Source organism: Antarctobacter sp. (assembly GCF_965277915.1).
Lineage (GTDB): Bacteria > Pseudomonadota > Alphaproteobacteria > Rhodobacterales > Rhodobacteraceae > Antarctobacter.
On record NZ_OZ255849.1, the window covers coordinates 2,699,375 to 2,723,321 of the forward strand.

22 protein-coding genes are annotated in these 23,947 nt (G+C 64.1%); 8 read left to right on the top strand and 14 right to left on the bottom strand.

The genetic code is table 11. The annotated features are described in order from the left end of the window. Positions 1-114: 114 nt before the first annotated feature. Positions 115-1,131 carry a C4-dicarboxylate TRAP transporter substrate-binding protein gene (locus ACQY5B_RS13965; protein ID WP_420324801.1) on the bottom strand — a complete coding sequence of 339 codons (1,017 nt, stop codon included), beginning with the start codon at positions 1,129-1,131 and terminating at the stop codon, positions 115-117. A 427-nt stretch (positions 1,132-1,558) separates the two neighbouring features. Between ACQY5B_RS13965 and acs the strand changes: the two genes are divergently transcribed. The 8 genes from acs (at position 1,559) to ACQY5B_RS14005 (ending at position 10,991) form a co-directional block, all read left to right on the top strand. Next, positions 1,559-3,532 (top strand): acetate--CoA ligase, encoded by a 1,974-nt coding sequence (acs, locus tag ACQY5B_RS13970; RefSeq protein ID WP_420324800.1) that lies wholly within the window; start codon positions 1,559-1,561, stop codon positions 3,530-3,532. Positions 3,533-3,539: 7 nt separating this feature from the next. Next, positions 3,540-4,226 carry an adenylate kinase gene (locus tag ACQY5B_RS13975; RefSeq protein WP_420328642.1) on the top strand — a complete coding sequence of 229 codons (687 nt, stop codon included), beginning with the start codon at positions 3,540-3,542 and terminating at the stop codon, positions 4,224-4,226. 74 nt (positions 4,227-4,300) lie between these two features. Further along, a complete protein-coding gene (locus tag ACQY5B_RS13980; protein ID WP_305971895.1) occupies positions 4,301-4,585 on the top strand; it encodes a DUF4212 domain-containing protein in 285 nt (94 codons plus the stop codon). Between the two features lie 4 nt (positions 4,586-4,589). After that, positions 4,590-6,377, top strand: coding sequence for a sodium:solute symporter family protein (locus tag ACQY5B_RS13985; protein ID WP_305971894.1), 1,788 nt, complete (start codon positions 4,590-4,592; stop codon positions 6,375-6,377). Positions 6,378-6,644: 267 nt separating this feature from the next. Further along, positions 6,645-7,211: a dihydrofolate reductase family protein gene (locus tag ACQY5B_RS13990; protein WP_420324799.1), complete on the top strand. Its 567-nt coding sequence runs from the start codon at positions 6,645-6,647 to the stop codon at positions 7,209-7,211. Then, complete coding sequence (locus ACQY5B_RS13995) at positions 7,211-9,034, top strand: DUF294 nucleotidyltransferase-like domain-containing protein (protein WP_305971892.1); 1,824 nt, start codon at positions 7,211-7,213, stop codon at positions 9,032-9,034. The genes ACQY5B_RS13990 and ACQY5B_RS13995 overlap by 1 nt, the downstream gene beginning before the upstream one ends. A gap of 45 nt (positions 9,035-9,079) precedes the next feature. After that, complete coding sequence (locus ACQY5B_RS14000) at positions 9,080-9,580, top strand: hypothetical protein (protein WP_420324798.1); 501 nt, start codon at positions 9,080-9,082, stop codon at positions 9,578-9,580. Between the two features lie 4 nt (positions 9,581-9,584). Further along, the gene (locus ACQY5B_RS14005; RefSeq protein ID WP_420324797.1) at positions 9,585-10,991 is read left to right on the top strand and encodes a 3'-5' exonuclease; all 1,407 of its coding nucleotides are present in this window, start codon (positions 9,585-9,587) and stop codon (positions 10,989-10,991) included. Here ACQY5B_RS14005 and ACQY5B_RS14010 read toward each other — a convergent pair. The 13 genes from ACQY5B_RS14010 to bhcC all read right to left on the bottom strand — a co-directional run bounded on the left by ACQY5B_RS14010 (position 10,988) and on the right by bhcC (position 23,921). Further along, positions 10,988-11,599: a 3-hydroxyacyl-CoA dehydrogenase family protein gene (locus tag ACQY5B_RS14010; RefSeq protein WP_420324796.1), complete on the bottom strand. Its 612-nt coding sequence runs from the start codon at positions 11,597-11,599 to the stop codon at positions 10,988-10,990. The genes ACQY5B_RS14005 and ACQY5B_RS14010 overlap by 4 nt on opposite strands. Then, the gene (locus ACQY5B_RS14015; protein WP_424976193.1) at positions 11,592-12,476 is read right to left on the bottom strand and encodes a helix-turn-helix transcriptional regulator; all 885 of its coding nucleotides are present in this window, start codon (positions 12,474-12,476) and stop codon (positions 11,592-11,594) included. The genes ACQY5B_RS14010 and ACQY5B_RS14015 overlap by 8 nt, the downstream gene beginning before the upstream one ends. Positions 12,477-12,611: 135 nt before the next feature. Beyond that, positions 12,612-12,779, bottom strand: a complete 168-nt coding sequence (locus ACQY5B_RS14020; RefSeq protein WP_168246594.1) for a hypothetical protein — start codon at positions 12,777-12,779, stop codon at positions 12,612-12,614. Between the two features lie 137 nt (positions 12,780-12,916). Further along, positions 12,917-14,713, bottom strand: coding sequence for a feruloyl-CoA synthase (locus ACQY5B_RS14025; protein WP_420324794.1), 1,797 nt, complete (start codon positions 14,711-14,713; stop codon positions 12,917-12,919). A 10-nt stretch (positions 14,714-14,723) separates the two neighbouring features. Further along, a complete protein-coding gene (locus ACQY5B_RS14030) occupies positions 14,724-15,485 on the bottom strand; it encodes an SDR family NAD(P)-dependent oxidoreductase (protein ID WP_420324793.1) in 762 nt (253 codons plus the stop codon). A gap of 89 nt (positions 15,486-15,574) precedes the next feature. Next, positions 15,575-16,891: a TRAP transporter large permease gene (locus tag ACQY5B_RS14035; RefSeq protein WP_305971885.1), complete on the bottom strand. Its 1,317-nt coding sequence runs from the start codon at positions 16,889-16,891 to the stop codon at positions 15,575-15,577. Next, a complete protein-coding gene (locus tag ACQY5B_RS14040) occupies positions 16,888-17,496 on the bottom strand; it encodes a TRAP transporter small permease (RefSeq protein WP_420324792.1) in 609 nt (202 codons plus the stop codon). The genes ACQY5B_RS14035 and ACQY5B_RS14040 overlap by 4 nt, the downstream gene beginning before the upstream one ends. A 66-nt stretch (positions 17,497-17,562) precedes the next feature. After that, entirely contained in the window at positions 17,563-18,618 is a 1,056-nt protein-coding gene (locus ACQY5B_RS14045; RefSeq protein ID WP_420324791.1) for a TRAP transporter substrate-binding protein, read from the bottom strand. Positions 18,619-18,662: 44 nt separating this feature from the next. Next, entirely contained in the window at positions 18,663-19,697 is a 1,035-nt protein-coding gene (locus tag ACQY5B_RS14050) for a TRAP transporter substrate-binding protein (RefSeq protein WP_420324790.1), read from the bottom strand. A gap of 322 nt (positions 19,698-20,019) precedes the next feature. After that, positions 20,020-21,012, bottom strand: a complete 993-nt coding sequence (gene iolG / locus ACQY5B_RS14055; RefSeq protein WP_420324789.1) for an inositol 2-dehydrogenase — start codon at positions 21,010-21,012, stop codon at positions 20,020-20,022. A 184-nt stretch (positions 21,013-21,196) separates the two neighbouring features. Then, complete coding sequence (locus ACQY5B_RS14060; RefSeq protein ID WP_305971880.1) at positions 21,197-21,487, bottom strand: putative quinol monooxygenase; 291 nt, start codon at positions 21,485-21,487, stop codon at positions 21,197-21,199. Positions 21,488-21,671: 184 nt separating this feature from the next. Next, positions 21,672-22,664 (bottom strand): iminosuccinate reductase BhcD, encoded by a 993-nt coding sequence (gene bhcD / locus ACQY5B_RS14065; protein WP_420324788.1) that lies wholly within the window; start codon positions 22,662-22,664, stop codon positions 21,672-21,674. A gap of 93 nt (positions 22,665-22,757) precedes the next feature. Further along, complete coding sequence (gene bhcC, locus ACQY5B_RS14070) at positions 22,758-23,921, bottom strand: 3-hydroxy-D-aspartate aldolase BhcC (RefSeq protein WP_420324787.1); 1,164 nt, start codon at positions 23,919-23,921, stop codon at positions 22,758-22,760. Between the last annotated feature and the right edge of the window lie 26 nt (positions 23,922-23,947).

A 23,947-nucleotide genomic window follows, 5' to 3' on the forward strand; every position in this document is an offset into this window, starting at 1 on the left:
TCACCTCTCATGTCCGGAGAAACGCAGGCCCCGACCCTGCGTCGAGGCCAGGCACCGAATCTTGCGGATCCGGTGCTTGGCCCCGGCGCAAGGCCGGGGCGCGAAAGAGCCACCTCAGTTTGAGGCGCGCGCCTCTTCAAGGGTCGAGAACACCAGGTCATAGAGTTCCTGCGCCGGAAGTCCCTGCGCGCTCATGTCCTTGATCCAGGCGTCGTGGATCGGCTGGCCCGCGACCTCCTTGAACTTGGCCAGTTCGGCGTCCGAGATCATGACCTTTTCAACGCCTTTTTTGGCCAGCACCTCGTCCCAGCGCTGCAACAGCTTGCCGTAGTTCTCGAGGTAGTAGGCGATCGCCTCGTCGACGGATTCGTCCAAGGCCTGGCGCTGGTCGTCAGGCAGCGATTCATAGGCGTCGATGTTGACGACGATGGGGCAGTTGACGGTGCCCGGGTTCAGGTTGGCCGTCCACCAGTCCGCCTGGTTGATGGTGCCAAAAGACAGATGCGCGTGCTGGGCAAAGGCCACCGTGTCCACGACGCCCGAGTCCATCGCCTGGTAGGCCTCGGACGAGGTCACGCTGGTCGGCACGCCGCCCACGGCAGAGAACGCCTTGCCCAGACCGCCGGTGGCGCGCACCCGCATACCGTCGAACTCGGACAACTCGTCGCGCGGCTCGCCGGTGCCGACGAGGTTGTATTGAGGCATGGGCGAGGTCATCAGCATCTTGGCGTTCCACTGCGCCATTTCCTCGGCCACGGCCGGGTGGTTGTAGATCGCATGGCTGACGGCCACTTCCTCCTCCAACGTCGAAACGCCGAGGAAGGGCAGCTCCAGAACGGTGATGGCGCGGTTCTTGTCCGGATGGTAGCCGGCGCAGAACTGCGCCATCTCGAAGGCGCCGATCGAAATCCCGTCCAGGTTTTCACGGTTCTTCGACAGGCCGCCGTAAGAGATGTTCATGGTGAATTCGCCGCCGGTCTTTTCCGAAACCAGTTCGGCGATCTTGTGCAGGTGCTCTGTAAAGGCGCGGCGCGAGCCCCAGGTCGAGACGTTCCATTCCGTTGCGGCGGCCTCGGTTGCCAGGGTCGCGGCAATGGTCGTCGCCAGCAGTTTTGCAGTGATGTTGGACATATCATCCTCCCCTATGTCTCCAGCGGTATCCTCCGCCTCGCGGGGAGGTTAGACGAATGCCCCCACGGTTCAAGGGCCTTGGGCCGAAAGGGATTCGCACCAGGGAGCGCTAACAGCCGGTATACAACCGCATACCGCATCCTTTTGTCACACCTGCCGCTCCAGGCCCGACAACCACAAGATGCACAAATTCCCCGCAAGCGCCCCTACGGAGTGCTGAGTGAGGCGCCATTAAAACAAGGGGGTTAGCTGCCCACGGGCAAATTTGTTTACGATTTTCAAGCCATTTCTGAAAATTATTTACAGCTAAATCATTCATAACGCTAACATTATTTATTTCTTTTCCAGTTCGCGTATTGTCCGAGGTGAACGCGGTGACGCTAGGGAATGGCGGGCCGCCGGATCGAAACGGAGAGGGAGCTCCTTCATGACCGAACAGACCACACCCGAGACAGCCACCCCCGTCTATCCGCCCTCCGCCGACCTGGCGGCCAAGGCCCACGTTGACGCGTCGCGGTATGACGAGATGTACGCGCGGTCGGTGTCCGACCCCGAGGGGTTCTGGGCGGAGCAGGCGCAGCGGCTGGACTGGATGACGCCGCCGACCGAGATCAAGAAGACCGATTTCACCCTCGGCCAGGTCAAGATCGAGTGGTTCCGCGACGGCACGCTCAACGTCGCCGCCAACTGCATCGACCGCCACCTGGAAAAGCGCGGCAACCAGACCGCGATCATCTTCGAGCCCGACGATCCGAACGAACCGGCGCAGAGCATCTCCTACGCCGACCTGCACCGCCGCACCTGCCGCATGGCCAACGTCCTGGAGAGCATGGGCGTGCGCAAGGGCGACCGGGTGGTGATCTATCTCCCGATGATCCCCGAGGCCGCCTATGCCATGCTGGCCTGCGCCCGCATCGGCGCCATCCACTCGATCGTCTTCGCCGGCTTCTCGCCGGACGCGCTCTCGGCCCGGATCAACGGCTGTGACGCCAAGGTCATCATCACCGCCGACGAGGCGCCCCGCGGCGGCCGCAAGACCCCGCTCAAGACCAATGCCGACAAGGCGCTCTTGCACTGCAAGGACGACGTCAAGTGCCTGGTCGTCAAGCGCACCGGCGGCCAGACCACCTGGGTCGAGGGCCGCGATTTCGACTACAACGAGATGGCGCTGGAAGCCTCCGACTATTCCCAGCCCGCCGAGATGAACGCCGAGGATCCGCTCTTCATCCTCTACACCTCCGGCTCCACCGGCCAGCCCAAGGGCGTGGTCCACACCACCGGTGGCTACCTGACCTATGCCGCGCTCACCCACGAGGTGACCTTCGACTACCATGACGGCGACGTCTACTGGTGCACCGCGGACGTGGGCTGGGTCACCGGCCACAGCTACATCGTCTACGGTCCGCTCGCCAATGGCGCCACCACGCTGATGTTCGAGGGCGTGCCCACCTACCCCGATGCCAGCCGCTTCTGGCAGGTCTGCGAGAAGCACCGCGTGACCCAGTTCTACACCGCCCCCACCGCGATCCGCGCGCTGATGGGCCAGGGGGACGAGTTCGTCACCAAGTGCGACCTCTCCTCGCTGCGCATCCTCGGCACGGTGGGCGAGCCGATCAACCCCGAGGCCTGGAACTGGTACAACGACGTGGTCGGCAAGGGGAACTGCCCGATCGTCGACACCTGGTGGCAGACCGAGACCGGCGGCCACATGATGACCCCCCTGCCCGGCGCCCATGCGACGAAACCGGGCGCGGCGATGCGGCCCTTCTTCGGCGTGCAGCCGGTGGTGCTGGACCCGCAGTCGGGCGAAGTGATCGACGCCTCGCCCACCGAGGGCGTGCTGGCGATCAAGGACAGCTGGCCGGGGCAGATGCGCACCGTCTGGGGCGATCACGAGCGGTTCGAAAAGACCTATTTCTCGGACTACAAGGGCTATTACTTCTCCGGTGACGGCTGCCGCCGGGACGCGGATGGCGACTACTGGATCACCGGCCGGGTCGACGACGTGATCAACGTCTCGGGCCACCGGATGGGCACGGCCGAGGTGGAATCGGCGCTGGTCGCCCATGAAAAGGTCGCCGAGGCCGCCGTCGTGGGCTACCCGCACGAGATCAAGGGCCAGGGCATCTACTGCTACGTGACCCTGATGAACGGCGTCGAGCCCACCGAGGAGCTGCGCAAGGAGCTGCGCAGCTGGGTCCGCAGCGAGATCGGCCCGATCGCCTCGCCCGACCTCATCCAGTGGGCCCCGGGCCTGCCCAAGACCCGCTCCGGCAAGATCATGCGCCGCATCCTGCGCAAGATCGCCGAAAACGACTACGGCGCCCTCGGCGACACATCCACACTCGCCGACCCTTCCGTCGTCGACGACCTCATCCAAAACAGAATGAACAAGGGCTGATCCGATGATGGACGGAGCAAACACACCCGCCACTGCGCCCGTGCTGATCCTGCTTGGCCCCCCGGGGGCCGGCAAGGGCACCCAGGCGCGCATGCTGGAAGAGAAATTCGGCCTCGTGCAGCTATCGACTGGAGACCTGCTGCGGGCTGCGGTGGCTGCGGGCACCGAGGCCGGGCTGCGCGCCAAGGCGGTCATGGAGGCCGGCGAGCTGGTCAGCGATGACATCGTCATCGCGATCCTGCGCGACCGGCTTGCGGAACCCGACTGCGCCAAGGGCGTGATCCTCGACGGCTTTCCCCGCACCACGGTGCAGGCCGAGGCCCTGGATAGCCTGCTGGCCGAGAGCGGGCAGAAGATCAACGCCGCCGTCAGCCTGGAGGTGGACGATGCCGCGATGGTGACGCGCATTTCGGGCCGCTACACCTGCGGCACCTGCGGCGAGGGCTATCACGACAGCTTCAAGCAGCCCGCCGAGGCCGGGACCTGCGACAAATGCGGAGGCACCGAGTTCAAGCGCCGGGCCGACGACAACGCCGAGACCGTCGCTGCACGGCTCGAGGCCTACCACGCCCAGACCGCACCGCTGATCGACTACTACGCCGCGCAACATGCGCTGATCGGCATCGATGCGATGGGCGAGATCGAGGACATCGCGGGGAAACTCGCCGCGATCGTGAAGACGGCCACCGCCTGAGGCGGCGGCCAAAGGAACCGCCCGCCGCGGCCCCAGCGCGGCGGGTTCATGGAGGAAAGAGGAGGACCCGCATCATGGCGGATCAAACAAATCACGGCGCAGAGGCGACCCAGAAGTCCGACGCGGCTTACTGGGCCGCGAACGTGCGCATCATTGTCATCAGCCTCATCGTCTGGGCGCTGGTGTCATTCGGCTTTGGCATCCTGCTGCGCCCTGCCCTGTCGGGCATCAGCGTCGGCGGCACCGACCTTGGCTTCTGGTTTGCGCAGCAGGGATCGATCCTGGTCTTTTTGGCCCTGATCTTTTTCTACGCGATCCGGATGAACAAGCTCGACAAAGAATTTGGCGTCGAGGAGTAACGTCATGGACCAGTTTACCATCAACCTGCTGTTCGTGGGCGCGAGTTTCGCGCTTTACATCGGCATCGCGATCTGGGCCCGCGCGGGCTCCACGTCTGAATTCTACGCCGCCGGTCGCGGCGTCCACCCGGTCACCAACGGCATGGCCACAGCAGCCGACTGGATGTCGGCGGCCTCGTTCATCTCGATGGCGGGCCTGATTGCCTTCACCGGCTATGACAACTCGTCCTTCCTGATGGGCTGGACCGGTGGTTACGTGCTGCTGGCTCTGCTTCTGGCGCCCTACCTGCGCAAGTTCGGCAAATACACGGTGTCCGAATTCATCGGCGACCGGTTCTACAGCCCGACCGCGCGCGTCGTGGCGGTGATCTGCCTGATCGTGGCCTCGACCACCTACGTCATCGGCCAGATGACGGGCGTCGGCGTGGCCTTCGGCCGCTTTCTCGAGGTCTCCAACACCGCCGGCCTGCTGATCGGTGCCTGTGTGGTCTTTGCCTACGCCGTTTTCGGCGGCATGAAGGGCGTGACCTACACCCAGGTCGCCCAGTACTGCGTTCTGATCATGGCCTACACCATTCCGGCCATCTTCATCTCGCTGCAACTGACCGGAACGCCGATCCCGGCGCTGGGTCTCTTTGGTGAGCATACCGCTTCGGGCGAACCGCTGCTAGCAAAACTGGACGCGATCGTGGCCGAACTCGGCTTTGCCGAATACACCGCGCATCACGCCGACACCTTCAACATGGTGCTATTCACCCTGTCGCTGATGATCGGCACCGCGGGTCTGCCCCACGTCATCATGCGCTTCTTCACCGTGCCCAAGGTGTCCGACGCCCGCTGGTCGGCCGGCTGGACGCTGGTCTTCATCGCCCTGCTGTACCTGACGGCCCCCGCCGTGGGTGCGATGGCCCGCCTGAACATCACCGAGATGATGTGGCCCGGCGGCACGTCCGGCGATCCGGTCTCGGTCGAAATGATCGAAGGCGACGAGCGCTACAACTGGATGGCCACCTGGGAAAAGACCGGCCTGCTGGGCTGGGAAGACAAGAACGGTGACGGCAAGATCGCCTACTTCAACGATCAGGACGCGGACACCGTGGCCAAGATGGAAGCAGCCGGCTGGGGCGCGGAAAACGAGCTGACCAAGTTCAACCGTGACATCCTTGTCCTGGCCAACCCGGAAATCGCCAACCTGCCCGCATGGGTCATCGGCCTGGTCGCCGCCGGCGGTCTTGCGGCTGCACTCTCCACCGCGGCCGGCCTGTTGCTGGCGATCTCCTCGGCGGTGTCGCACGACCTGATCAAGGGCTCGATCAACCCCTCCATCTCGGAAAAGGGTGAGCTTTTGTCGGCGCGTGTCGCCATGGCGGTTGCCATCGCGGTCGCCACCTACCTGGGTCTCAACCCTCCGGGTTTCGCGGCGCAAACCGTGGCACTGGCCTTCGGCCTCGCCGCCGCCTCGATCTTCCCGGCACTGATGATGGGCATCTTTACCAAGGTGAACAACAAGGGTGCGGTTGCGGGCATGGTCTCCGGCCTCGTGGTCACGCTGATCTACATTTTCCTGCACAAGGGCTGGTTCTTCATCCCGGACACCAACTCTTTCACGGATGCGGACCCGCTGCTGGGCACAATCAAGTCGACCTCCTTCGGGGCCGTCGGTGCGCTGATCAACTTCGCGGTGGCCTTCACCGTGTCGAAGATGACCCAGCCGATCCCGCAAGAGATCGAAGACCTGGTGGAATCGGTCCGCGTGCCGCGCGGTGCCGGGGCTGCCGTGGACGGTCACTGATATGGGGCGGGCTGTCGAAACGGCAGCCCCTCCCCTGCGCATTCGTCCCGTCCGGTGTCATGCCGGGCGGGACCTTTCATTTGCCGATTGTGCTCGACACACCGGTCTGAACGCCGGACCCGGCGCGCCGCCGCGGAACAAGCCCGCGCGGTGCCGCACGACAGACGGGAAATCCCCCCTGAGACCGCCCGCCCCATGTCCTTCCCCCGCGTCCGGCGGTATGCGTTGCGAAACGCGGCGCCGCCTCTTGATCGGAGGACTCGACCAATGACCACCGGGCATGTCTTCATCGCCATGAGCCTCGACGGCTATATCGCCCGCGAGGACGACAGCCTGGACTGGCTGACGCCCTATCATGCCCCGGACAAGGACCACGGGTTCGACGCCTTCATGGACTCGGTTGACGGGCTGGTCATGGGCAGCGGCACCTTTCGCACGGTGCTGGGGTTCGGCGGCGATTGGCCCTATGCCAAGCCGGTCATCGTCCTCAGCCACAGCCTGACCCCGGACGACATTCCCGAGGCCCTGCGCAGGCGCGTCACGCTCAGCCGTGAGACCCCCACAGCCCTGATGCACAGGCTGGACGCGGAAGGCTGGCGGCGCGCCTATGTCGACGGCGGCGCCGTCATCCGGTCCTTCCTGCGCGAAGGGCTGATCGCGGACATGGACATCACCCTGGTCCCCGTCCTGATCGGCCGGGGCCGCAAGCTCTTTGGTGAGATGGACCTGAAAGCCGACATCCGACTCGATCAGATCCGGGTGCGCCGGTTCCCGTCCGGCCTGGTCCTGACCCGCTACGCCGTTTCTTCCCATCCTGCCAGCAAGGACGCCTGATGCCCATCGACCACGCCGACCTGCTTCGCTTTCTTTCTGCAGTTCACCCCTATGACGCGCTGGACGCACAGGTACTGGAAGAACTGCTGCCCGCCTTTCGCCCCCAGTCGATGGCAGCCGGAGAGACGATCTACACTCTGGGCGAGAAGCTGGATGGCCTCTACCTGATCCACAAGGGCGCGGTGGAGGTTCGCGATCAGAACGGGGTGCAGATCTCTCTGCTGGGACCCCGCAACTCCTTTGGGGAACGCGGGCTGATGCGGGACGGGCTGGCGGCCACCAGCGCCAGCACGCGCGAGGACACGCTGCTGCTGGTCCTGCCTGCGGACCGGTTCCAGGAACTGCTGGAGACCCAGCCCGCCGCGCGCAAGTTCTTTGATCGCCAGCGCGCCCCGAAACCCCGGCGCGCCGACCTGGCCACCAGCCGGGTCGAGACATTGATGGCCCCGGCGCCGCTGACCTGCCCGCCGGACACCCCTGTGCAGCACGCGGCGCAGCTGATGCATTCCCGTCATATCTCCTCGGTCTGCATCACCGAGGGCAAGCAACTGCGCGGCATCGCCACGATCCGCGACCTCTCGGGCAAGGTCGTGGGTGGCGCCCTGCCCTATGACACCCCCCTGTCCGAGATCATGAGCGCCGATCCCGTCAGCCTGCCGCCTTCGGCCATCGGCTCTGACGTGCTGCACATGATGATGGAACGCCGCATCGGCCATGTCCCCGTGACCGAGAACGGTGAACTGGTGGGGATCGTCACGCAGACCGACCTGACCCGCTTTCAGGCGATGACCTCTGCGGAACTGGTCTCGGAGATCGCCCGCGCGAGAGACGCGCAGGACATGGCCCGTATCACGGCCCGCATTCCGCAACTGCTGGTCCAGCTTGTCGCCGCCGGCAACCGTCATGAGGTTGTCACGCGCTTGATCACCGACATCGCCGACACCGCCACTCGCCGCCTCCTGGCGCTGGCCGAGGATCAGCTTGGCAATCCTCCCGTGCCTTATCTCTGGGCCGCCTGCGGCAGCCAGGGACGGCAGGAACAGACCGGCGTGTCCGACCAGGACAACGTGCTGATCCTTTCCGACGATGTAACCGATGACCAGATGCCCTATTTCGAGGCGCTGGCCAATTTCGTCTGCGACGGGTTGAACACCTGCGGCTACGTCTATTGCCCCGGGGACATGATGGCCACCAACGCGCGCTGGCGGCAGCCCCTCCGCGTCTGGCGCCAGTATTTCGACAACTGGATCGCCAAACCCTCGCCCGAGGCGCAGATGCTGGCCAGTGTCATGTTCGACCTGCGCGCCATTGGCGGCACCGCGGCACTGTTCGAGGACCTGCAGGAAACAACACTCGCAAGGGCGTCCAAGAATTCGATCTTCGTGGCGCACATGATCTCGAACTCGCTGAAACATACACCGCCCCTGGGCCTGTTGCGCGGGTTCGCCACGATCCGCTCGGGCGAGCACAAGAACCAGCTGGACATGAAACACAACGGCGTGGTGCCGGTGGTCGATCTGGGCCGCGTCTACGCGCTACAGGGAAGGTTGACCCCGGTGAACACGCGCGCGAGGCTCGAAGCGGCCATTCCCGCCGGTGTGCTCAGCCAGTCCGGCGGGCAGGATCTGCTGGACGCCTATGACCTGATCGCCGAAACCCGGCTGGAACAGCAGGCCCGCCAGATCAAGTCCGGCAACGCGCCGGACAACTATCTGGCCCCCGCCGATCTGTCGGATTTCGAACGTAGCCATTTGCGCGACGCCTTTGTCGTGGTCAAATCGCTGCAATCGGCGGTGGGCCACGGCAAGGGGATGCTGTCGTAACAGCGGCCCGCGCTCCGACGAGAGCACGGGGGAGGAGGAGAGACTATGTTTCTGGAACTGATCGCCGTCTTTGTCGCGGGGTTCTTCGGCGCCGGCATCATCATGCTGCTGAACTGGCTCTCGGGGCGTCGACTGCCGCGCTGGTTGGTGCCGCTGGGTGCAGGCAGCGCCATGCTGATCGCTGCCATCGCCAGCGAATACAGCTGGTACGGGCGCACGGTGAATAACCTGAGCGACGAGTTGAGCGTGGCGCAAAAGGTCGAAAGCCGCGCGTTCTGGCGGCCCTGGACCTATCTCTATCCGCTGACCGACCGTTTCGTCGCCGCCGATACCGCCAACCCGCTCAAGAACACAGAGCAGGACGGCCTTTACCTGGTGAACCTTTATTTCTACGGTCGTTGGCGGACCAACCAAATCGTGCAGGTCATGGTGGATTGCCAGGCGCACAGGCGCGCCGACCCGGTGCTGGGGGACGGGTCAGAGCCGCTGTGGCGCGACGTCGGCCCCGAGGATCCCATCGTCAAGACCGTCTGCGCAGAGGTCTGATCCCATGAGCAAGCTCAGCCTGCGCCTGCGTATCTTCCTCTTCTTCTGCCTGTTGGCCCTCGGCGGCACCGTCCTGACGCTGGGCGCGCTATACGCGGGCCATTCCCGCGCCGTGACAAGCACGCCTGCGAACGGCTTTGTCTTTGCCGGAATCCTGGCCAGTTTCGGACTGGTGGCGCTGACCACCGGCGTCTGGCTGCTGTTCGACGAAAATGTCGCCAAGCCGATCGAGCGCCTCTCGGGGCAACTGCGGGCCCGTGCCCATGCCGGGGCCGACCTGCAGGTGGACACGGATGCCGCGCGCTACCTGGGTGACCTTGCACCGGCGGCCAGCGCGATCACCGCCGCCCTGTCGGACAGCACGGTCAGCACCGCAGAGCGTATCGCCGCCGAGACCGAGCGCCTGTCGGCAGAGAAGGCCCGGCTGACCGCGCTCTTGACCGAAATCCCGGTGGCCACCCTGCTGGTCAACGCTGACGATCAGATCGTGCTGTATGACGGACAGGCGGCCGAAGTGCTGGCCCAGCAGGCCCTGCCGCGCCTGAATGCTCCGCTGGCCGACTATTTCGACCCCGCCACTCTGCGCGCCGCCCGCAGCGCGCTGATGAAATGCGGCAAGGAAATCGACCGCACGCTGAAAGGGCTCGACGGCCAGCAAACCTACGAGGCCCGGATGAAACCGACCGAGGGCGGCGGATACATGATGATCATCGACGCCGCCCATATCGAGATTTCTCCCGAGGCCGCGCGCCCGCTGGTCTATGATTTCGACCTGATGCAGGGGCGCGGCGGCGCCAAACTGGACGAAACACCACTGTCCGCTTTGACCTTCACCGTCTTTGACACGGAAACCACCGGGCTTTTGCCGCACAAGGACGAGATCGTGCAGATCGGCGCGGTGCGCGTGGTCAACGGCCGGATCGTCGAAGGCGAACAGATCGACCAGTTGGTCGATCCGGGACGCCCGATCCCGCACGTCTCGACCAAGGTGCACAAGGTGACGGATGCAATGGTGGCGGGCCAGCCCAACATCGCGCGCGCCGGTCGGCTGTTCCACAGTTTTGCACGGGACTCCGTGATCGTGGCGCATAACGCACCATTCGACATGGCCTTTCTGCAACGTCACAAGTCACGCATGGGCGTAGTCTGGGATCACCCGGTCCTGGACACAGTGCTGTTGTCGGCGGTGCTGTTCGGCGCCTCGGAAACGCATACGCTGGACGCGCTGTGTGAGCGGTTGGGCGTCACCATCCCCGAACCTCAGCGCCACACGGCCCTGGGCGATGCACGCGCCACGGCAGAAGTGCTGGTGCGGATGCTGCCCATGCTCAATGCGCGGGGGCTAGACACATTCGGAGAGGTCATCGCCGAGACGCGCCGTCACGGCCGCCTGCTGGAAGACCTGAATTAGCGGCCTTGCCCCATGGTCAGCCTCAAGGGCACCTTGCCCTCGTCCAGAACGGCCCTTGTCATCGCGGCCAGACCCGCGGGGTCCCTGGCCGCCCAGGACAACACACCACCCTTGTCAGACGGGAACCCCAGCGCCTCGATCGAGACCGCGTCGATGTCACGGACCGCAACCCCCGCGGCCTGCAATTCACGGGCCGCCGCGACAAGAGCCACCAACAGCCGTTCGCGGATCTCTTCCGGAGTGTAATCCCCCCGCTCCAGCCGATGAAAATGCGCCTCCTCCAACGCCAGGTCCGCGACGATGGGATCGTCCACCTTGCCGTTGCCGCCGGGGTAACGATACCACCCTGCCCCGGTCTTGCGCCCGAGCTTGCCCAGTTCCATCATCCGCACCAGGATCGGCAGGCCCTCGGGCGCCTTCCCGGCCTTGCGCCGCTCCCAGGCCAGGTCCAGCCCGATCCGGTCCTCGATCTCGAAGGGACCGGCCACAAAGCCGAAACCCTCCATCGCCTCGTCCACTTCCCAAGGGGTCGAACCATGCAGGAACACCGCCTCCGCCGCGTCCCGAAAGGGCATCCGCAGCCGTTCCGCCAAGGTGTCTTCAGCCAAGGAAACGCTCCTGCGCGATAAGGGCCAGCAAGCGATCCAGCGTCTCTTCCAGCGTCGCGCCCGAGGTGTCGAGCAGCGCGTGGGCGCGTTCGTAAAGCGCCTCTCGCGCCTGGAGGATGGATTTGAGCTGCGCCATCGCCTCGGGCTGCCCCGCCATCGGACGTTCGTCACCCTGGGCGCGCACCCGGGCCATGTGTTCCTCGGGCGCTGCCTTGAGCCATATGGTGTGGAAATGCGCCAGAAGGCGGTTGTAGGTGCCCGGTTCCGCCACGATGCCGCCCCCCACGGCCAGGATCACCTGGTCATGGGTTGCAATCACGCGGTCCAGCGCATCCGCCTCCAGCTTACGATAGCCCTCTTGCCCGTAAAGCGCCATGATTTCGCCCACCGGCATCCCGCCGACCTCGGCGATCTCTCGGTTCAGTTCTACAAAGGGCACGTCGAGCGCCGCGCCCGCCAACCGCCCCAGCGTCGACTTGCCCGCGCCGCGCAGGCCGACAAGGCAGATCCGCTGCGACCGGCGCCCGCCGGGTGCGGCCTCCATCAGTAGTTCGCGCACCTGCGCCTGAACCGGTCCCTCTGCCTGGCGGTACATTTCGGCCATGTGCAACGCCTCCGAGGTCCAGGGGTCGTCTTCGCCCACAAGCCATTCGATCCGCAGGTCCAGCGCATCGGCCACCTTGCACAACAGACCGATCGAGATGTTGCCCGCCCCGCTTTCAAGCTGGGCCAGGTAACGCGGCGATACGCCGGAAGACTCCGACAGAACCCGGCGCGATATATTCCGTTGTTCGCGTGCCTGGCGCACGCGTTGGCCGACACGGGTCAAGAGGTCCGCGACCGTGCCATTTTCTGCCGGTTCCGTTTCCAGGGCCACCCGATCCGACACCTCTGGTCCTTCCGATTGCGCGATCTGTATTGTGAACTATAGTGCATAGCTCAATTCGGATGCGCGGGAAAGAACCGCATTGATGCGGTGGGACGCAACGTCACGAACGGGACAGGACGGTGATCAGTCGCCGCGACCCAGAACACTGTCGGGAACGACAAGCGCCTCGATCAGCGCGTGACACAGGCCGGTGCATTCCTTGCAGCCGATGCAGGTGCCCCCGGTCTCGTAGAATTTCTCTCCGAAGGCACGGGCGCGCGGGGCATGGCCGATCAGGCGGTCGCTTTGCATGGCATCACTTTCTGTTCGCGGCAGAAGATTCGATTCCCGAGCCTAACGCCTCCGCCCGGGTTCACCTTGTCCCAGATCAAAAAAGGGCCGGGTGCGCAGTGCAATCCCGGCCCTCTTCCCATCTTCCGGGCGTTTTCCTACAGGCAGACCACCGCCGGGTCCTCGTCGCTGTAAAGCCGGTCCAGCAAGGATGCCCGGCGCGCCAGAACCTTGCGGTAGTTCAGGTTGCCCTTGGCAGTGATCTCTCCATCACCCAGCGAAGGCGGTTCCGCCAGGACCATCACACGGTTGACCCGGGCCGCAGATCCGTGGTCGGCGCGCAGCGCCAGTTTCTCGGCCAAGGCCTTGCGCAGGGCATCGCTCATCAGGGCCCCATCATGGTTGCCCCCCTCGCCGGCAAGGGCAATCGCCTCTGCCGAGGGAAAGATCATCAGCCCCACCTGTGATTTGTCTGCGCCGCAGATCACCATGTCCTGCGCCAGGCTGCCGTATTCCTGCAGGAGTTCCAGCCGCAGCGTCGCCGCCCGAACCCAGGTCCCGGTCAACAGCTTGAAGTCCTCGGAAATTCGGCCATCAAACCGCATCCCCTTGTTCAGGTCGGTGTCGTCGACGAATTTCACCGCATCCCCGGTGCGGAAGAAGCCCTCTTCGTCGAAGGCCTCGGCGGTCTTTTCCGGATCGTGCAGGTATCCGGGCATGATGTTGGGGCCACGCACGCGAATTTCGCAGCGCATGTCCTCGTCCGGGATCAGCTTGACCTCGACCCCCGTCATCGGCACCCCGATGATGCCCGACATATGCGTCGGCTCATGCTGGATCAGACAGGCGGGCCCAGTCTCGGTCAACCCCCAGGAGGAGTTCATCAGCGGCACCTCGCCGCGCACCTCGCGCGCCATGTCCTCGAGATCGTCCCAGACATCCTGCGGCAGCGAGGCCCCGGCGTAAAACAGCATGTCGAGATCCTTGAAATAGCTTTCCCGCAGTTCCGGATCCGATTTCATCGCGTTGCGGATCATCGAAAAGCCCACCGGCACATTGAAGGCCAGCGTGCCATTCTTCATTCGGTTGTTCTCGATCGTTTCGGCGATCTTGGCCGGGATCGGTTTGCCGCCGTCGATATACAACGTGCCGCCGTTGGCCAGCATCATATTGAAGTTGTGCGACCCGCCAAAGACATGGTTCCACGGCAGCCAGTCGACGATACGGGGTGGGCGTTCACGCAAAAAGGGCAAAGCATCGGCAAGCTGGGCCTGGTTGGCACACATCATGCGCTGCGTGGTGATCACCGCCTTGGGGTGCGAGGTAGAGCCGGAGGTCATCAGGTACTTGGCCACCGTGTCGGGCCCGACCTCCGCCGCTGCCGCTGCCACTGCCAGGCCGTCACCGTCGCGCAAAAGATCCGTCAGTTCGGTTTCACCCGCCTGCGGGTTGCGCGCCACGACACGTTCCATGCCGTCGAATAGCTCATGCGCAAGGGCTTTGGCAAACTTCTCGCCATCGTCGGCAAAGACCATCGTCGGTTTGACCAGGTGCGCGCAGTGTTCAAGTTGTGGCCAGGCGCCGGGGATCAAGGCGTATTGCTCTGCCAGCGGCACCGTGGGAACGCCCACGTATTGCGCGGCCAGCGACAGGAGCGCGTGATCCACACCGTTGCCAGAGATGATCAGGATGGGCGTTTCTGCGTTCATGCCCCGCGCCAGAAGGCTGGATGCGATCCGGCGGACAGCGACGCGCGCCTCGGCGTAGGTCACCTCGCGCCAGCCCTCGCCATCGCGTTCCGCGAGAAAAACCGCCTCGGGCGTCTTGCTGGCCCAATGATCGAGCCAGTCGCCAGTCTTTTTGGCGGGTTCGGTCATCTGATAGCCGGAGCGCAGGATGATGGTGCCGTCGGCCCGGTCCTCGCGGGTGACGGAATGGGCGCGGTACTTGCTCATCTCGATCTCCTCAGCGTTGCGGCATACGCACCGCCGCATCGAGACGGATGGTGGTACCGTTGAGATAAGGGTTGGCGACGATCTGGGTGACCATCTGAGCGTATTCCGCCGGATCGCCCAGACGGTGCGGGAAGGGAATGTTGGCGACGATGCCCGCTGTCACGTCCTCGGGCAGGCTCTCCATCATCGGCGTGTTGAACAACCCCGGTGCGATCGCCATGACGCGCACGCCCTGTTTCGCCATCTCGCGCGCGGCGGGGAGGCACATGGCGGCAATCGCCCCCTTGGAGGCCGAATAGGCTGCCTGTCCGAACTGGCCGTCCTGGTAGGCGATGGACGCGGTGTTGATGATCACGCCGCGTTCGCCCGTGTCCAGCGGGTCCAGCGCCATCATCTCGCGCGCGGCATAGGACATGACGAAATAGGTGCCCATGAGGTTCACCCGGATCGTTCGTTCGAACAGGTCGGTCGACAGCTTGCCCTCGCGCCCGACAATCCGCGCGGCCGGTCCGATACCCGCACAGTTAACGGCGATGCGGGGGGCGCCCAGCTTGTCCACGATCTCACCCATCGCCGCCTCGACCGAGGCCTCGTCGCCCACGTCCGTCTTGACCGCGTGGCCGCCGATCTCGGCAGCGACCGCTGCGCCGCGCTCGGCATCGAAATCGAGGATGCCGACCCGTGCGCCCTCGCTGGCCAGACGCCGCGCCGTTGCTGCCCCCAATCCGCTGGCGCCGCCGGACACGACCGCAACATGATCCTTGATGTGCATAGCTTACTCCTCCCGCATGACGGGTTGTGTTGGGTTGGAAATTCCGACCGGGGGCCACGGCCCGGCAGGGCCGCGACCGGGGCATTGCCCTAGCCCGGTATGAGGAACAGGGTGATCGCCGGGAACGCCACGAGAATGACGACGCGGATCAGGTCGGAGACGACGTAGTAGAGCACCGCCTTGTAGGTCTCGACCATCGGTGTTTCCGGGTCCATCGCATTGATGACAAAGAGGTTCATGCCCACAGGTGGCGTGATCAGCCCGACCTCGACCACGATCAGCACCAGGATACCGAACCAGATTGCCGCGTGTTCCGGGCTCATGCCGAAATCGAGGGCCATGATCACCGGAAAGAAGATCGGGATCGTCAGCAGGATCATCGACAGGCTGTCCATGAAACAGCCCAGCAGCAGGTAGATGACGAGGATGATCGCCAGCACGGCGATCGGGGACATGCCCAGTTCGACCACCCAGTTCGACAGTTCCTGCGGCACCCGCGTGCGCGCCAGGAACAGGTTGTAGAAGGCCGCGCCGAAGACGATGAAGAAGATCATGGCCGAGGACCGGGCCGTATCGGTAAAGCTGTCCAGCAGGGTCCGCCAGGTCAGCCCGCCGTTGAAAAGTGCGATGACACCCGTGCCCAGTGCACCCACAGCCGCGCCCTCTGTCGGGGTGAAGATACCACCGTAGATACCACCGACAACGGCGATGAAGACCAGCAACACCGGCCAGACATCCAGGATCGCGCGAATGCGGTCAGCGTATGGAACGGGCTCTCGGACGCCGGCGGCCTCGGGGTTCACCCGAACATAGATCGACACCGCGATCATGTAGCCGATGGCCGCCAGCACACCAGGAATGAAGGCTGCGAGGAAAAGCTTGGCGATGTTCTGTTCCGTCAGGATGGCATAGATCACCAGCACCACGGAGGGCGGGATCAGGATGCCCAGAGTGCCGCCCGCCGCCAGTGTCGCGGTCGAGAAACCGCCCTGGTAGCCGTAGCGTTTCAGTTCCGGCAAGGCCACACGGCTCATGGTGGCGGCGGTGGCCAGCGAAGACCCGCAGATCGCGCCGAAACCCGCGCAGGCCCCGATGGCCGCCATCGCCACGCCGCCGCGGCGGTGACCCAGCCAGCTTTCCGCGGCCTTGAACAGCGACTGGCTCATCCCGCCGAGGGTCGCGAAATAGCCCATCAGCAGGAACATCGGCACGATCGACAGCGAGTAGCTGGAGAAGGTCGAATAGGAGAGGTCCTTGAGCTGAGCCAGCGGCAGCCGCGTGCTGCCCATGACCAGCCAGAACCCGGCAAAACCGGTGCCGAACATGGCCAGCCCGATCGGCACGCGCAGGAATATCAGCAGCAGCAGGGCCGGAAAGGAATAGATCCCGATCTCGAGGTTGCTCAATGATCCGCTCCCACGGCATTCGGCACGATCACGCGCCCGGTCACAAGTTCATACAGCCGCACGATGGCGACATAGACGGAGGTGATGGCCGCAAGGACGGCCCCGAACAGGCTGGCCGCATAGGCCCACCAGATCGGGAACTCGAGCAGCAGCGAGGTCTGGGCAGCGCCAAACCCGTTCGGCATCTTGCGCAGCATCCCCTCGTAGAGCTGGAGCGCGATCGTCACCAGCGCGACGGAGAACAGCACCGCAATCAGGAAATCCAGGACGCGGTTCACACCGCGTGACATCATGTTGGTGAAGACATCGACAGAGGCGTGCCCCATCGTCACCTGGCAGAAGGGCAGGAAGGCAAAGATGCAAAAGGCCATGCCTGCCTCGACCAGCTCGTAAGAGCCCCGAATGGCCCCGACGCCGACGTCATTGACCAGCCACTCGGCGAGGCCCGGGGCAATCCCCATGACAATATCGGAGTGCAGCCCGGAATTCACGGCGCGCCCGACGATCGAAATGCAGGTGATCAGGATCAGCGTGGTCAGGACAACCCCGCCCAAGAGCGCCATGAAGCGCGCAAGTCCCACCACGATGCGGTGCAAACCGGCCATCGCTGACGTCCCCCCTTTTTGTCGCGAAGGGCCGCAGATTTTTCCGCGGCCCAGGGTTTCAAAGGCTTACTTGCCCCAGGTGTCCATATCGGACGTGTATTCCGCCATCAGGGCGCGGGCCTGGTCGATCAGCGCCTGGCCGTCGATGCCCTTTTCCTGCATGTCGGCGACCCAGGTCTCGTAGATCGGGTTCACCAGGGCGTCCCACTTCTTGGCTTCTTCCTCGGTCACGGTGAAGATGTTGTTGCCAAGATCCACGGCAATCTGGCGTGCAGGGCCGTCGGCATCCGCCTGTGTACCACCTGCGAAGATCGAGAAGGCGAGGCCGGAGTTGTCGTCGATCACCTTCTGCAGGTCTTCGGGCATGCTCTCGTAGATGTCCTTGTTCATGGCCAGGACAAAGGTCAGGTTGTAGAGAGCGGGACCGTCGAACTCGGTGTGGTTGGTGACCAGTTCCGGCACCTTGAGGGCCGACGTCACTTCCCAAGGGATCGTGGTGCCGTCGAGGACACCCTTGGACAGCGCCTCGGAGACCGCCGGAACCGGCATGCCGATCGGCTCTGCGCCGACACGGGTCAGCAGGTCGTTCACCAGCCGCGACCCGCCGCGGATCTTCATGCCTTCAAGATCGGACGGCACGCGCACCGGCTCGTTGGTGTGGAACATGCCGGGACCGTGCACCCAGGTGCCCAGGATCTTGAGATCGGCAAATTCGCCATCTTCCATGTGCTCTTCGAACATCTTCCAGTAGGCGTAGGAGGCCGCGCGGGCATCCGATACCATGAAGGGCAGTTCAAAGACCTCGGTCGAGGGATAGCGGCCGGGCGTGTAGCCGACCACGGTCCAGACGATATCGGCGATGCCGTCGATGGCCTGGTCCATGAGTTCCGGCGGCGTGCCGCCCAACTGCATCGAGGGATAACGCTCGATCTCGATGCGGCCGTTCGAATCCGCCTCGACCTTGTCTGCCCAGACGTCCAGCACCTGCTTCGGCACATTGGCCTGCGCCGGCAGGAACTGGTGCAGCGTCAGCGTGACCTCCTGTGCCATTGCCGAAGTGGTGGTCATCATCGCGGCCAATGCGGCCCCGGCAATGCCAAGAACGGTTCTGCGTGTGGTCATGTCTTACCTCCCTGATGACCTCCGCTTTCCTTTTGGGAAGCGGTTTACTTTGCGTATTCCTGCATGAGTGCCTTTGCCTGGTCGATCAACGCCTGCCCGTCGATGCCCTTGTCCGCCACGTCGGCGATCCACGCATCGTAGACAGGGCGCGCAAGCTCCTCCCAGCGGGCGGCGTCCTCTGCACTGATGGTGATGATATTGTTGCCCCTGTCCACAGCGATCTGACGCGCCGGACCATCGGCGGCGGCCATCGTCCCACCCGCAAAGACCGAGAATTCCAGCCCCGAATTGTCGTCTATGACCTTTTGCAGGTTTGCGGGCAGGCTGTCATAGCGCTCTTGGTTCATGGCCAGCACGAAGGTCAGGTTATAGATCGCCGGGCCGTCGAATTCAGTGTGGTTGTCCACCAGCTCCGAGACCTTCAGTGCCGCGGTCACCTCCCAAGGAATGGTGGTGCCGTTGATCACGCCCTTGGACAGGGCTTCGGGGATGGCCGTCACCGGCAGACCGATCGGCTCTGCTCCCAGCAGTTCCAGCAACTGGTTGACCATGCGCGAGCCGCCGCGGATCTTCATCCCGTCCAGGTCGGCGGGTTCGTCCACCGGGTCCGCTGTGTGCAGCATGCCCGGGCCGTGCACCCATGTGCCCAGGATCTTGACCTGCGCGAAATCCGTGTCCGCCATGTGTTCTTCGAACATCTTCCAGTAGGCGTAGGATGTCGCTTCGGCGTCATAGGTCATGAAAGGCAGTTCAAAGACCTCGGTGTGCGGAAACCGTCCGGGGGTAAACCCGTTCACCGCCCAGACAATGTCGGCCACGCCGTCGATGGCCTGGTCGATCAGTTCGGGCGGGGTGCCGCCCAGCTGCATGGCAGGATAGCGTTCGATCTCGATCCGGCCGTTCGAGTCCGCCTCGACCTTGTCGGCCCAGACATCCAGGATCAGCTTGGGCACGTTGGCCTGGGCTGGCAGGAACTGGTGCAGGACCAGGGTCACGTCCTGGGCCGCCAAAGGCATCGCCGACGTGGCCGCAACGAGTGCTCCGAAAATCGCCCCAAGGGCCGCTCTGCGCGTCTTCATCCTGACCTCCCCTTCAGAATGTACCCGGCTCTCGCCAAGGCTGTGCACAATTTTGCACGCGCTGCATTATATCGCAACACATTTCCCGCCCGTGCGGTCGGTTTACGACGTCCAAAGCCTTGTGTCCACAGCCTTGAATGCCGCCCCTACAAGGGAGCAGCTTCGACGTGAATTGTCCAGAATAATCCACTAGGAAACAAATTCTGCCGCACTGAGAGCGCTCACACCTGCGTGAGATCCGGGATTTGGAGAGGAATTATGACCGGTTTCGCAGATGTGCACGGCGGTGGCGCGCCCGGGATTTCCGGACGCGCAAGCAGAATCACGTCAAGGTCACGGCCTTGCCGGACTGGGCCGATTCCAGTGCCGCATCCGCCAGTTGCAGGGCTTTCAGCCCGTCCTCGCCGGTCGTGGGCAGGGCCGTTCCCTCGTTGACCGCCGCGACGAAGGCGGCGATCTCGTTGGCATAGGCAGCTGCGTAGCGATCCATGAAGAAGTTGAGCAGCGGCGGCCGACCGAAACCGCCAGCTCCCGCCACCTCGACAGTGCTTTCGTGCCGGTTCGCCGCGGCGGCCATGCCATCGGACCCGTGAACCTCGATTCGCTGATCGTAACCGTAGGTTGCGCGACGCGAGTTGGTGATCACGCACTGCTTGCCACTGACGGTCTTCAGGATCACGTTGACGCTGTCGTAGTCGCCTAGTTCGCCGATCTCGGGATCGACCAGGACCGAGCCCTGCGCCATGACCGTCACCGGTTCTTCTCCCAGCAGCCAGCGCGCCATGTCGAAATCATGGATCGTCATGTCACGGAAGATGCCGCCCGAAACCTTGATGTAGGAGGCCGGCGGCGGGCCGGGGTCGCGCGAGGTGATGACCACCATCTCGACAACGCCGATGGTGCCATTATCGATCGCCGCCTTGACCGACAGGAAATCCGGATCAAACCGGCGGTTGAACCCGACCATCAGCTTGGCACCTGTTTCCTCGACCGTGGCCAGCGCCTGTTTCACACGCTCTGCCGACAGGTCCACCGGCTTTTCGCAGAAGATCGCCTTGCCCGCGCGGGCGAATTTCTCGATCAGGTCGGCATGGGTGTCGGTGGGCGTACAAATGGCCACCGCCTGCACGTCGTCGCTGCTGGCGATCTCGTCGATGGTTCGCAGGTCGCAGCCATAGCGCGCCGCCATGTCATCGGCGGCCTGATGAAACGGTTCGGCCAGCGCGACGAACGTGGCCCCCGGCGTGGCCGAGATCGCACGGGCATGGGCCTGGCCGATGCGGCCGGCGCCCAGAATGGCAAATCCAAGTGTCATGTCTCTCTCCCTAGAAGGGCCGCCGCGGCACAGTCTTCGTGCCCGTGCGGACGAACCGATATGCCGCCGCAGCCCCCCTGTTGGTCAAGCGGTCCGCCTCATGGATGTGCGATTTTCTATCAAACCTGAGACGCGGTGAACCAAGGCACCTCAGCCGCCTGCCACCCTCAAGTCACGACAGCGATCAACGCAGGACTTTTGCAAAGGTCTGTACCGACTTGGACAGGACCAGCGGATCGCTTGCCGCATCGAAGCTGATGAAATGAGAGGTAGTCATATGCGCCTCGAAGGACGCCCGGTCGTCGTAAATCTCGTAAAGGAACACCTCCTGCGGGCGATCCGGGTCGATGCAGACATCGAACTGGCGGCAGCCGGGCTCATCCCGCACCGAGGCATGGGCGTTCTGGCTGATCAGATCCAGAAAGGCCGTCTCGGCCCCGGGCTTGATCTCGAAACGGACGGTGACTGCGTACATGGGCGCTCCTCTCTCCGGATCGCAGGTTAGCCGCCCTGCCCGCCCCGGTCCATCTCGCAGGCCAACAGGCAGGAACGACCTGGCCATGCGACTGTCAGCGACAGCCTTTCATCCGCATGTCCCAAATACGACAAACGGGCCCTGGAGACATCCAGGACCCGCCAACCGTTCAATGTGAGCCCCTTTACAGGCTTACCCGCTGCGCGCTGCCCCCCTCATCGGCCAGGCGCGCGGCAACGGATGCCACGGCAAGATCCTGCAGACCGACGCCGGTGCCATCGAACAGGGTGATCTCGTCATCCGAGGACCGGCCCGGATGGTCACCGTTGATGACTGCGCCGATGGGCGTGATCCGATCCTCGGTCAGCCTGCCCTCCACGATGGCGTGCTGCGCCTCGCCGATGGTGATCGACTGCGCCACTTCATCGGTAAAGACCGTGGCCGTGGCAACCAGCGCGGCATCGACCTCCTGCTTGCCCTTGGTGTCGGTGCCCATGCAGGCGATATGCGTACCCGGCTTGATCCAGTCCTTCATCAACAGCGGTTCAAAGGCCGAGGTGATCGTGATGATGACATCTGCCTGAGCCCCCAGCTCTTCTGGCGTGACTGCCTCGAAGGGCAGGCCCAGTTCCTCGGCCACGGCCCCCAGTTTCGGCAGCATCTCTGGATGCGGGTTCCAAGCGACAACCTTTTCAAAGTCGCGCTGTTCGGCAGCAGCGCGGAGCTGGAACTGCGACTGGTGGCCTGCGCCCACCATGCCCAGAACCTTTGCATCCTTGCGCGCCAGATGCGCGATCGACACGGCCGAAGAGGCCGCCGTGCGCACCGCCGTCAGGTAGTTGCCGCCCACCAGCGCCGCCAGTTGTCCGGTGTCCGGATCGAACAGGAAGACCGTGGACTGGTGATTGGTCAGCCCCTTGTCCATGTTGCCGGGCCAGTAGCCGCCGGATTTCACGCCCAGCACCTTGCCCGCCTTGTCGAACCCCGACTTGAAACCGTAGAGGGCGTCGGCATACCCGATTGCCTCGCGCACGACCGGGAAGTTGTAGGCATCCCCCTTGGCCATTGCACCAAACACGGCCTCGACGGCATCAAAGGCGTCCTTGCGGCCCACCAGCCGTTCGCATTCCGCCTCGCCCACGATGACAAGGCCCTGTGTCTCGGGCATATCCTTCATCTTTCCTGTCCTTCCAGATCGGATGTGAGGCGCCGGGCCTTCGCCCCGCGCTCTTGTCGTTGCATCGGACCGGGCCCCTGCCCGGCCACTGCCTCAGTAGGCCCGGCCGCGCGCCGAGACCGGCCAGAGCGCCTCGACCTTGCCGTTCCGCACGCCGACGTACCAGTCGTGCACATTGGCGGTGGGATCGCAGTGGCCCGGCACCAGCTTCAGCTTGTCTCCGACGTTCAACACGCCCTTCGGATCTGCGATCACGCCGTGTTCATCCGAACATTTGACGTATTCCACGTCGTCGCGGCCAAAGATCACCGGCAACCCGCTGTCGACCGATTGCGCCTTCAGGCCCGCGTCGCAGATCGCCTTGTCCGCCTTGGCGTGGCTCATGACCTGGGTCAGGATGAAGAAGGCATTCTCCCATTCGCCCTGGTCAATGCGCTTGCCATCCTTGTCGAGGATGCGGCCATAGTCGGCGTCCATGAAGGCGTAGGAGCCACACTGAAGCTCGTTGTAGACGCCCGAATTGGACTCGAAATAGTAAGAGCCGGTGCCGCCGCCGGAGACCAGTTCGCATTCGATGCCCTCGGCCTTCAGGCCCTCGACCGCGTCCTTGACCATCGCGATGGCGGTATCGAGCTTTTCCTTGCGGGCCTCGTAGCTGTCGAGGTGCTGCATCGCGCCCTGGTAAGCCTGGATGCCGGTGAATTTCAGCCCACCAGCGGCTTCGATGGCCTTGGCGATCTTCACCACGTCCGCGGTCGAGGTCACGCCGCAACGACCGGCGCCACAGTCGATTTCCACGAAGCATTCGATCTGGGTGCCGTGCTTCTGCGCGGCTTCGGACAGTTCCGCCACGTTGGCGATGTCATCGACGCAGACAATGGTGCGGGCGCCCAGCTTGGGCAGGCGGGCCAGGCGGTCGATCTTTTGCGGGTCGCGCACCTGGTTCGACACCAGCACGTCCTTGATCCCGCCACGGGCAAAGACCTCGGCCTCGCTGACCTTCTGACAGCAAACGCCTATGGCGCCGCCCAATTGCTCTTGCAGCTTTGCCACGTCGACGGACTTGTGCATCTTGCCGTGCACCCGGTGGCGCATGCCGTGGGCCTTGGCGTAATCGCCCATCTTCTTGATGTTGCGCTCCAGCGCGTCCAGATCCAGTACGAGGCAGGGCGTCTGAATATCGGCCTCGTCCATGCCGATGGCTGCGGGAATATCAAAGCCGACTTCGTAGTCGTCGAGGTTGGTCGCGTCTTTCATGAAACTCTCCGTTGTCTTAGGGGTGG

What these genes read in the sequence shown, in the direction of transcription:
- ACQY5B_RS13975 (WP_420328642.1), top strand. Translation starts at nt 3,540, where the DNA reads ATGGACGGAGCAAACACACCCGCCACTGCGCCCGTGCTGATCCTGCTT.
- ACQY5B_RS13980 (WP_305971895.1), top strand. Translation starts at nt 4,301, where the DNA reads ATGGCGGATCAAACAAATCACGGCGCAGAGGCGACCCAGAAGTCCGAC.
- ACQY5B_RS14000 (WP_420324798.1), top strand. Translation starts at nt 9,080, where the DNA reads ATGTTTCTGGAACTGATCGCCGTCTTTGTCGCGGGGTTCTTCGGCGCC.
- bhcC (WP_420324787.1), bottom strand. Translation starts at nt 23,921, where the DNA reads ATGAAAGACGCGACCAACCTCGACGACTACGAAGTCGGCTTTGATATT.
- ACQY5B_RS14020 (WP_168246594.1), bottom strand. Translation starts at nt 12,779, where the DNA reads ATGCAAAGCGACCGCCTGATCGGCCATGCCCCGCGCGCCCGTGCCTTC.
- iolG (WP_420324789.1), bottom strand. Translation starts at nt 21,012, where the DNA reads ATGACACTTGGATTTGCCATTCTGGGCGCCGGCCGCATCGGCCAGGCC.
- ACQY5B_RS14050 (WP_420324790.1), bottom strand. Translation starts at nt 19,697, where the DNA reads ATGAAGACGCGCAGAGCGGCCCTTGGGGCGATTTTCGGAGCACTCGTT.
- acs (WP_420324800.1), top strand. Translation starts at nt 1,559, where the DNA reads ATGACCGAACAGACCACACCCGAGACAGCCACCCCCGTCTATCCGCCC.
- ACQY5B_RS13965 (WP_420324801.1), bottom strand. Translation starts at nt 1,131, where the DNA reads ATGTCCAACATCACTGCAAAACTGCTGGCGACGACCATTGCCGCGACC.
- ACQY5B_RS13990 (WP_420324799.1), top strand. Translation starts at nt 6,645, where the DNA reads ATGACCACCGGGCATGTCTTCATCGCCATGAGCCTCGACGGCTATATC.
- ACQY5B_RS14025 (WP_420324794.1), bottom strand. Translation starts at nt 14,713, where the DNA reads ATGAGCAAGTACCGCGCCCATTCCGTCACCCGCGAGGACCGGGCCGAC.
- ACQY5B_RS14005 (WP_420324797.1), top strand. Translation starts at nt 9,585, where the DNA reads ATGAGCAAGCTCAGCCTGCGCCTGCGTATCTTCCTCTTCTTCTGCCTG.
- bhcD (WP_420324788.1), bottom strand. Translation starts at nt 22,664, where the DNA reads ATGAAGGATATGCCCGAGACACAGGGCCTTGTCATCGTGGGCGAGGCG.
- ACQY5B_RS14045 (WP_420324791.1), bottom strand. Translation starts at nt 18,618, where the DNA reads ATGACCACACGCAGAACCGTTCTTGGCATTGCCGGGGCCGCATTGGCC.
- ACQY5B_RS13985 (WP_305971894.1), top strand. Translation starts at nt 4,590, where the DNA reads ATGGACCAGTTTACCATCAACCTGCTGTTCGTGGGCGCGAGTTTCGCG.
- ACQY5B_RS14060 (WP_305971880.1), bottom strand. Translation starts at nt 21,487, where the DNA reads ATGTACGCAGTCACCGTCCGTTTCGAGATCAAGCCCGGGGCCGAGACG.
- ACQY5B_RS14040 (WP_420324792.1), bottom strand. Translation starts at nt 17,496, where the DNA reads ATGGCCGGTTTGCACCGCATCGTGGTGGGACTTGCGCGCTTCATGGCG.
- ACQY5B_RS14030 (WP_420324793.1), bottom strand. Translation starts at nt 15,485, where the DNA reads ATGCACATCAAGGATCATGTTGCGGTCGTGTCCGGCGGCGCCAGCGGA.
- ACQY5B_RS13995 (WP_305971892.1), top strand. Translation starts at nt 7,211, where the DNA reads ATGCCCATCGACCACGCCGACCTGCTTCGCTTTCTTTCTGCAGTTCAC.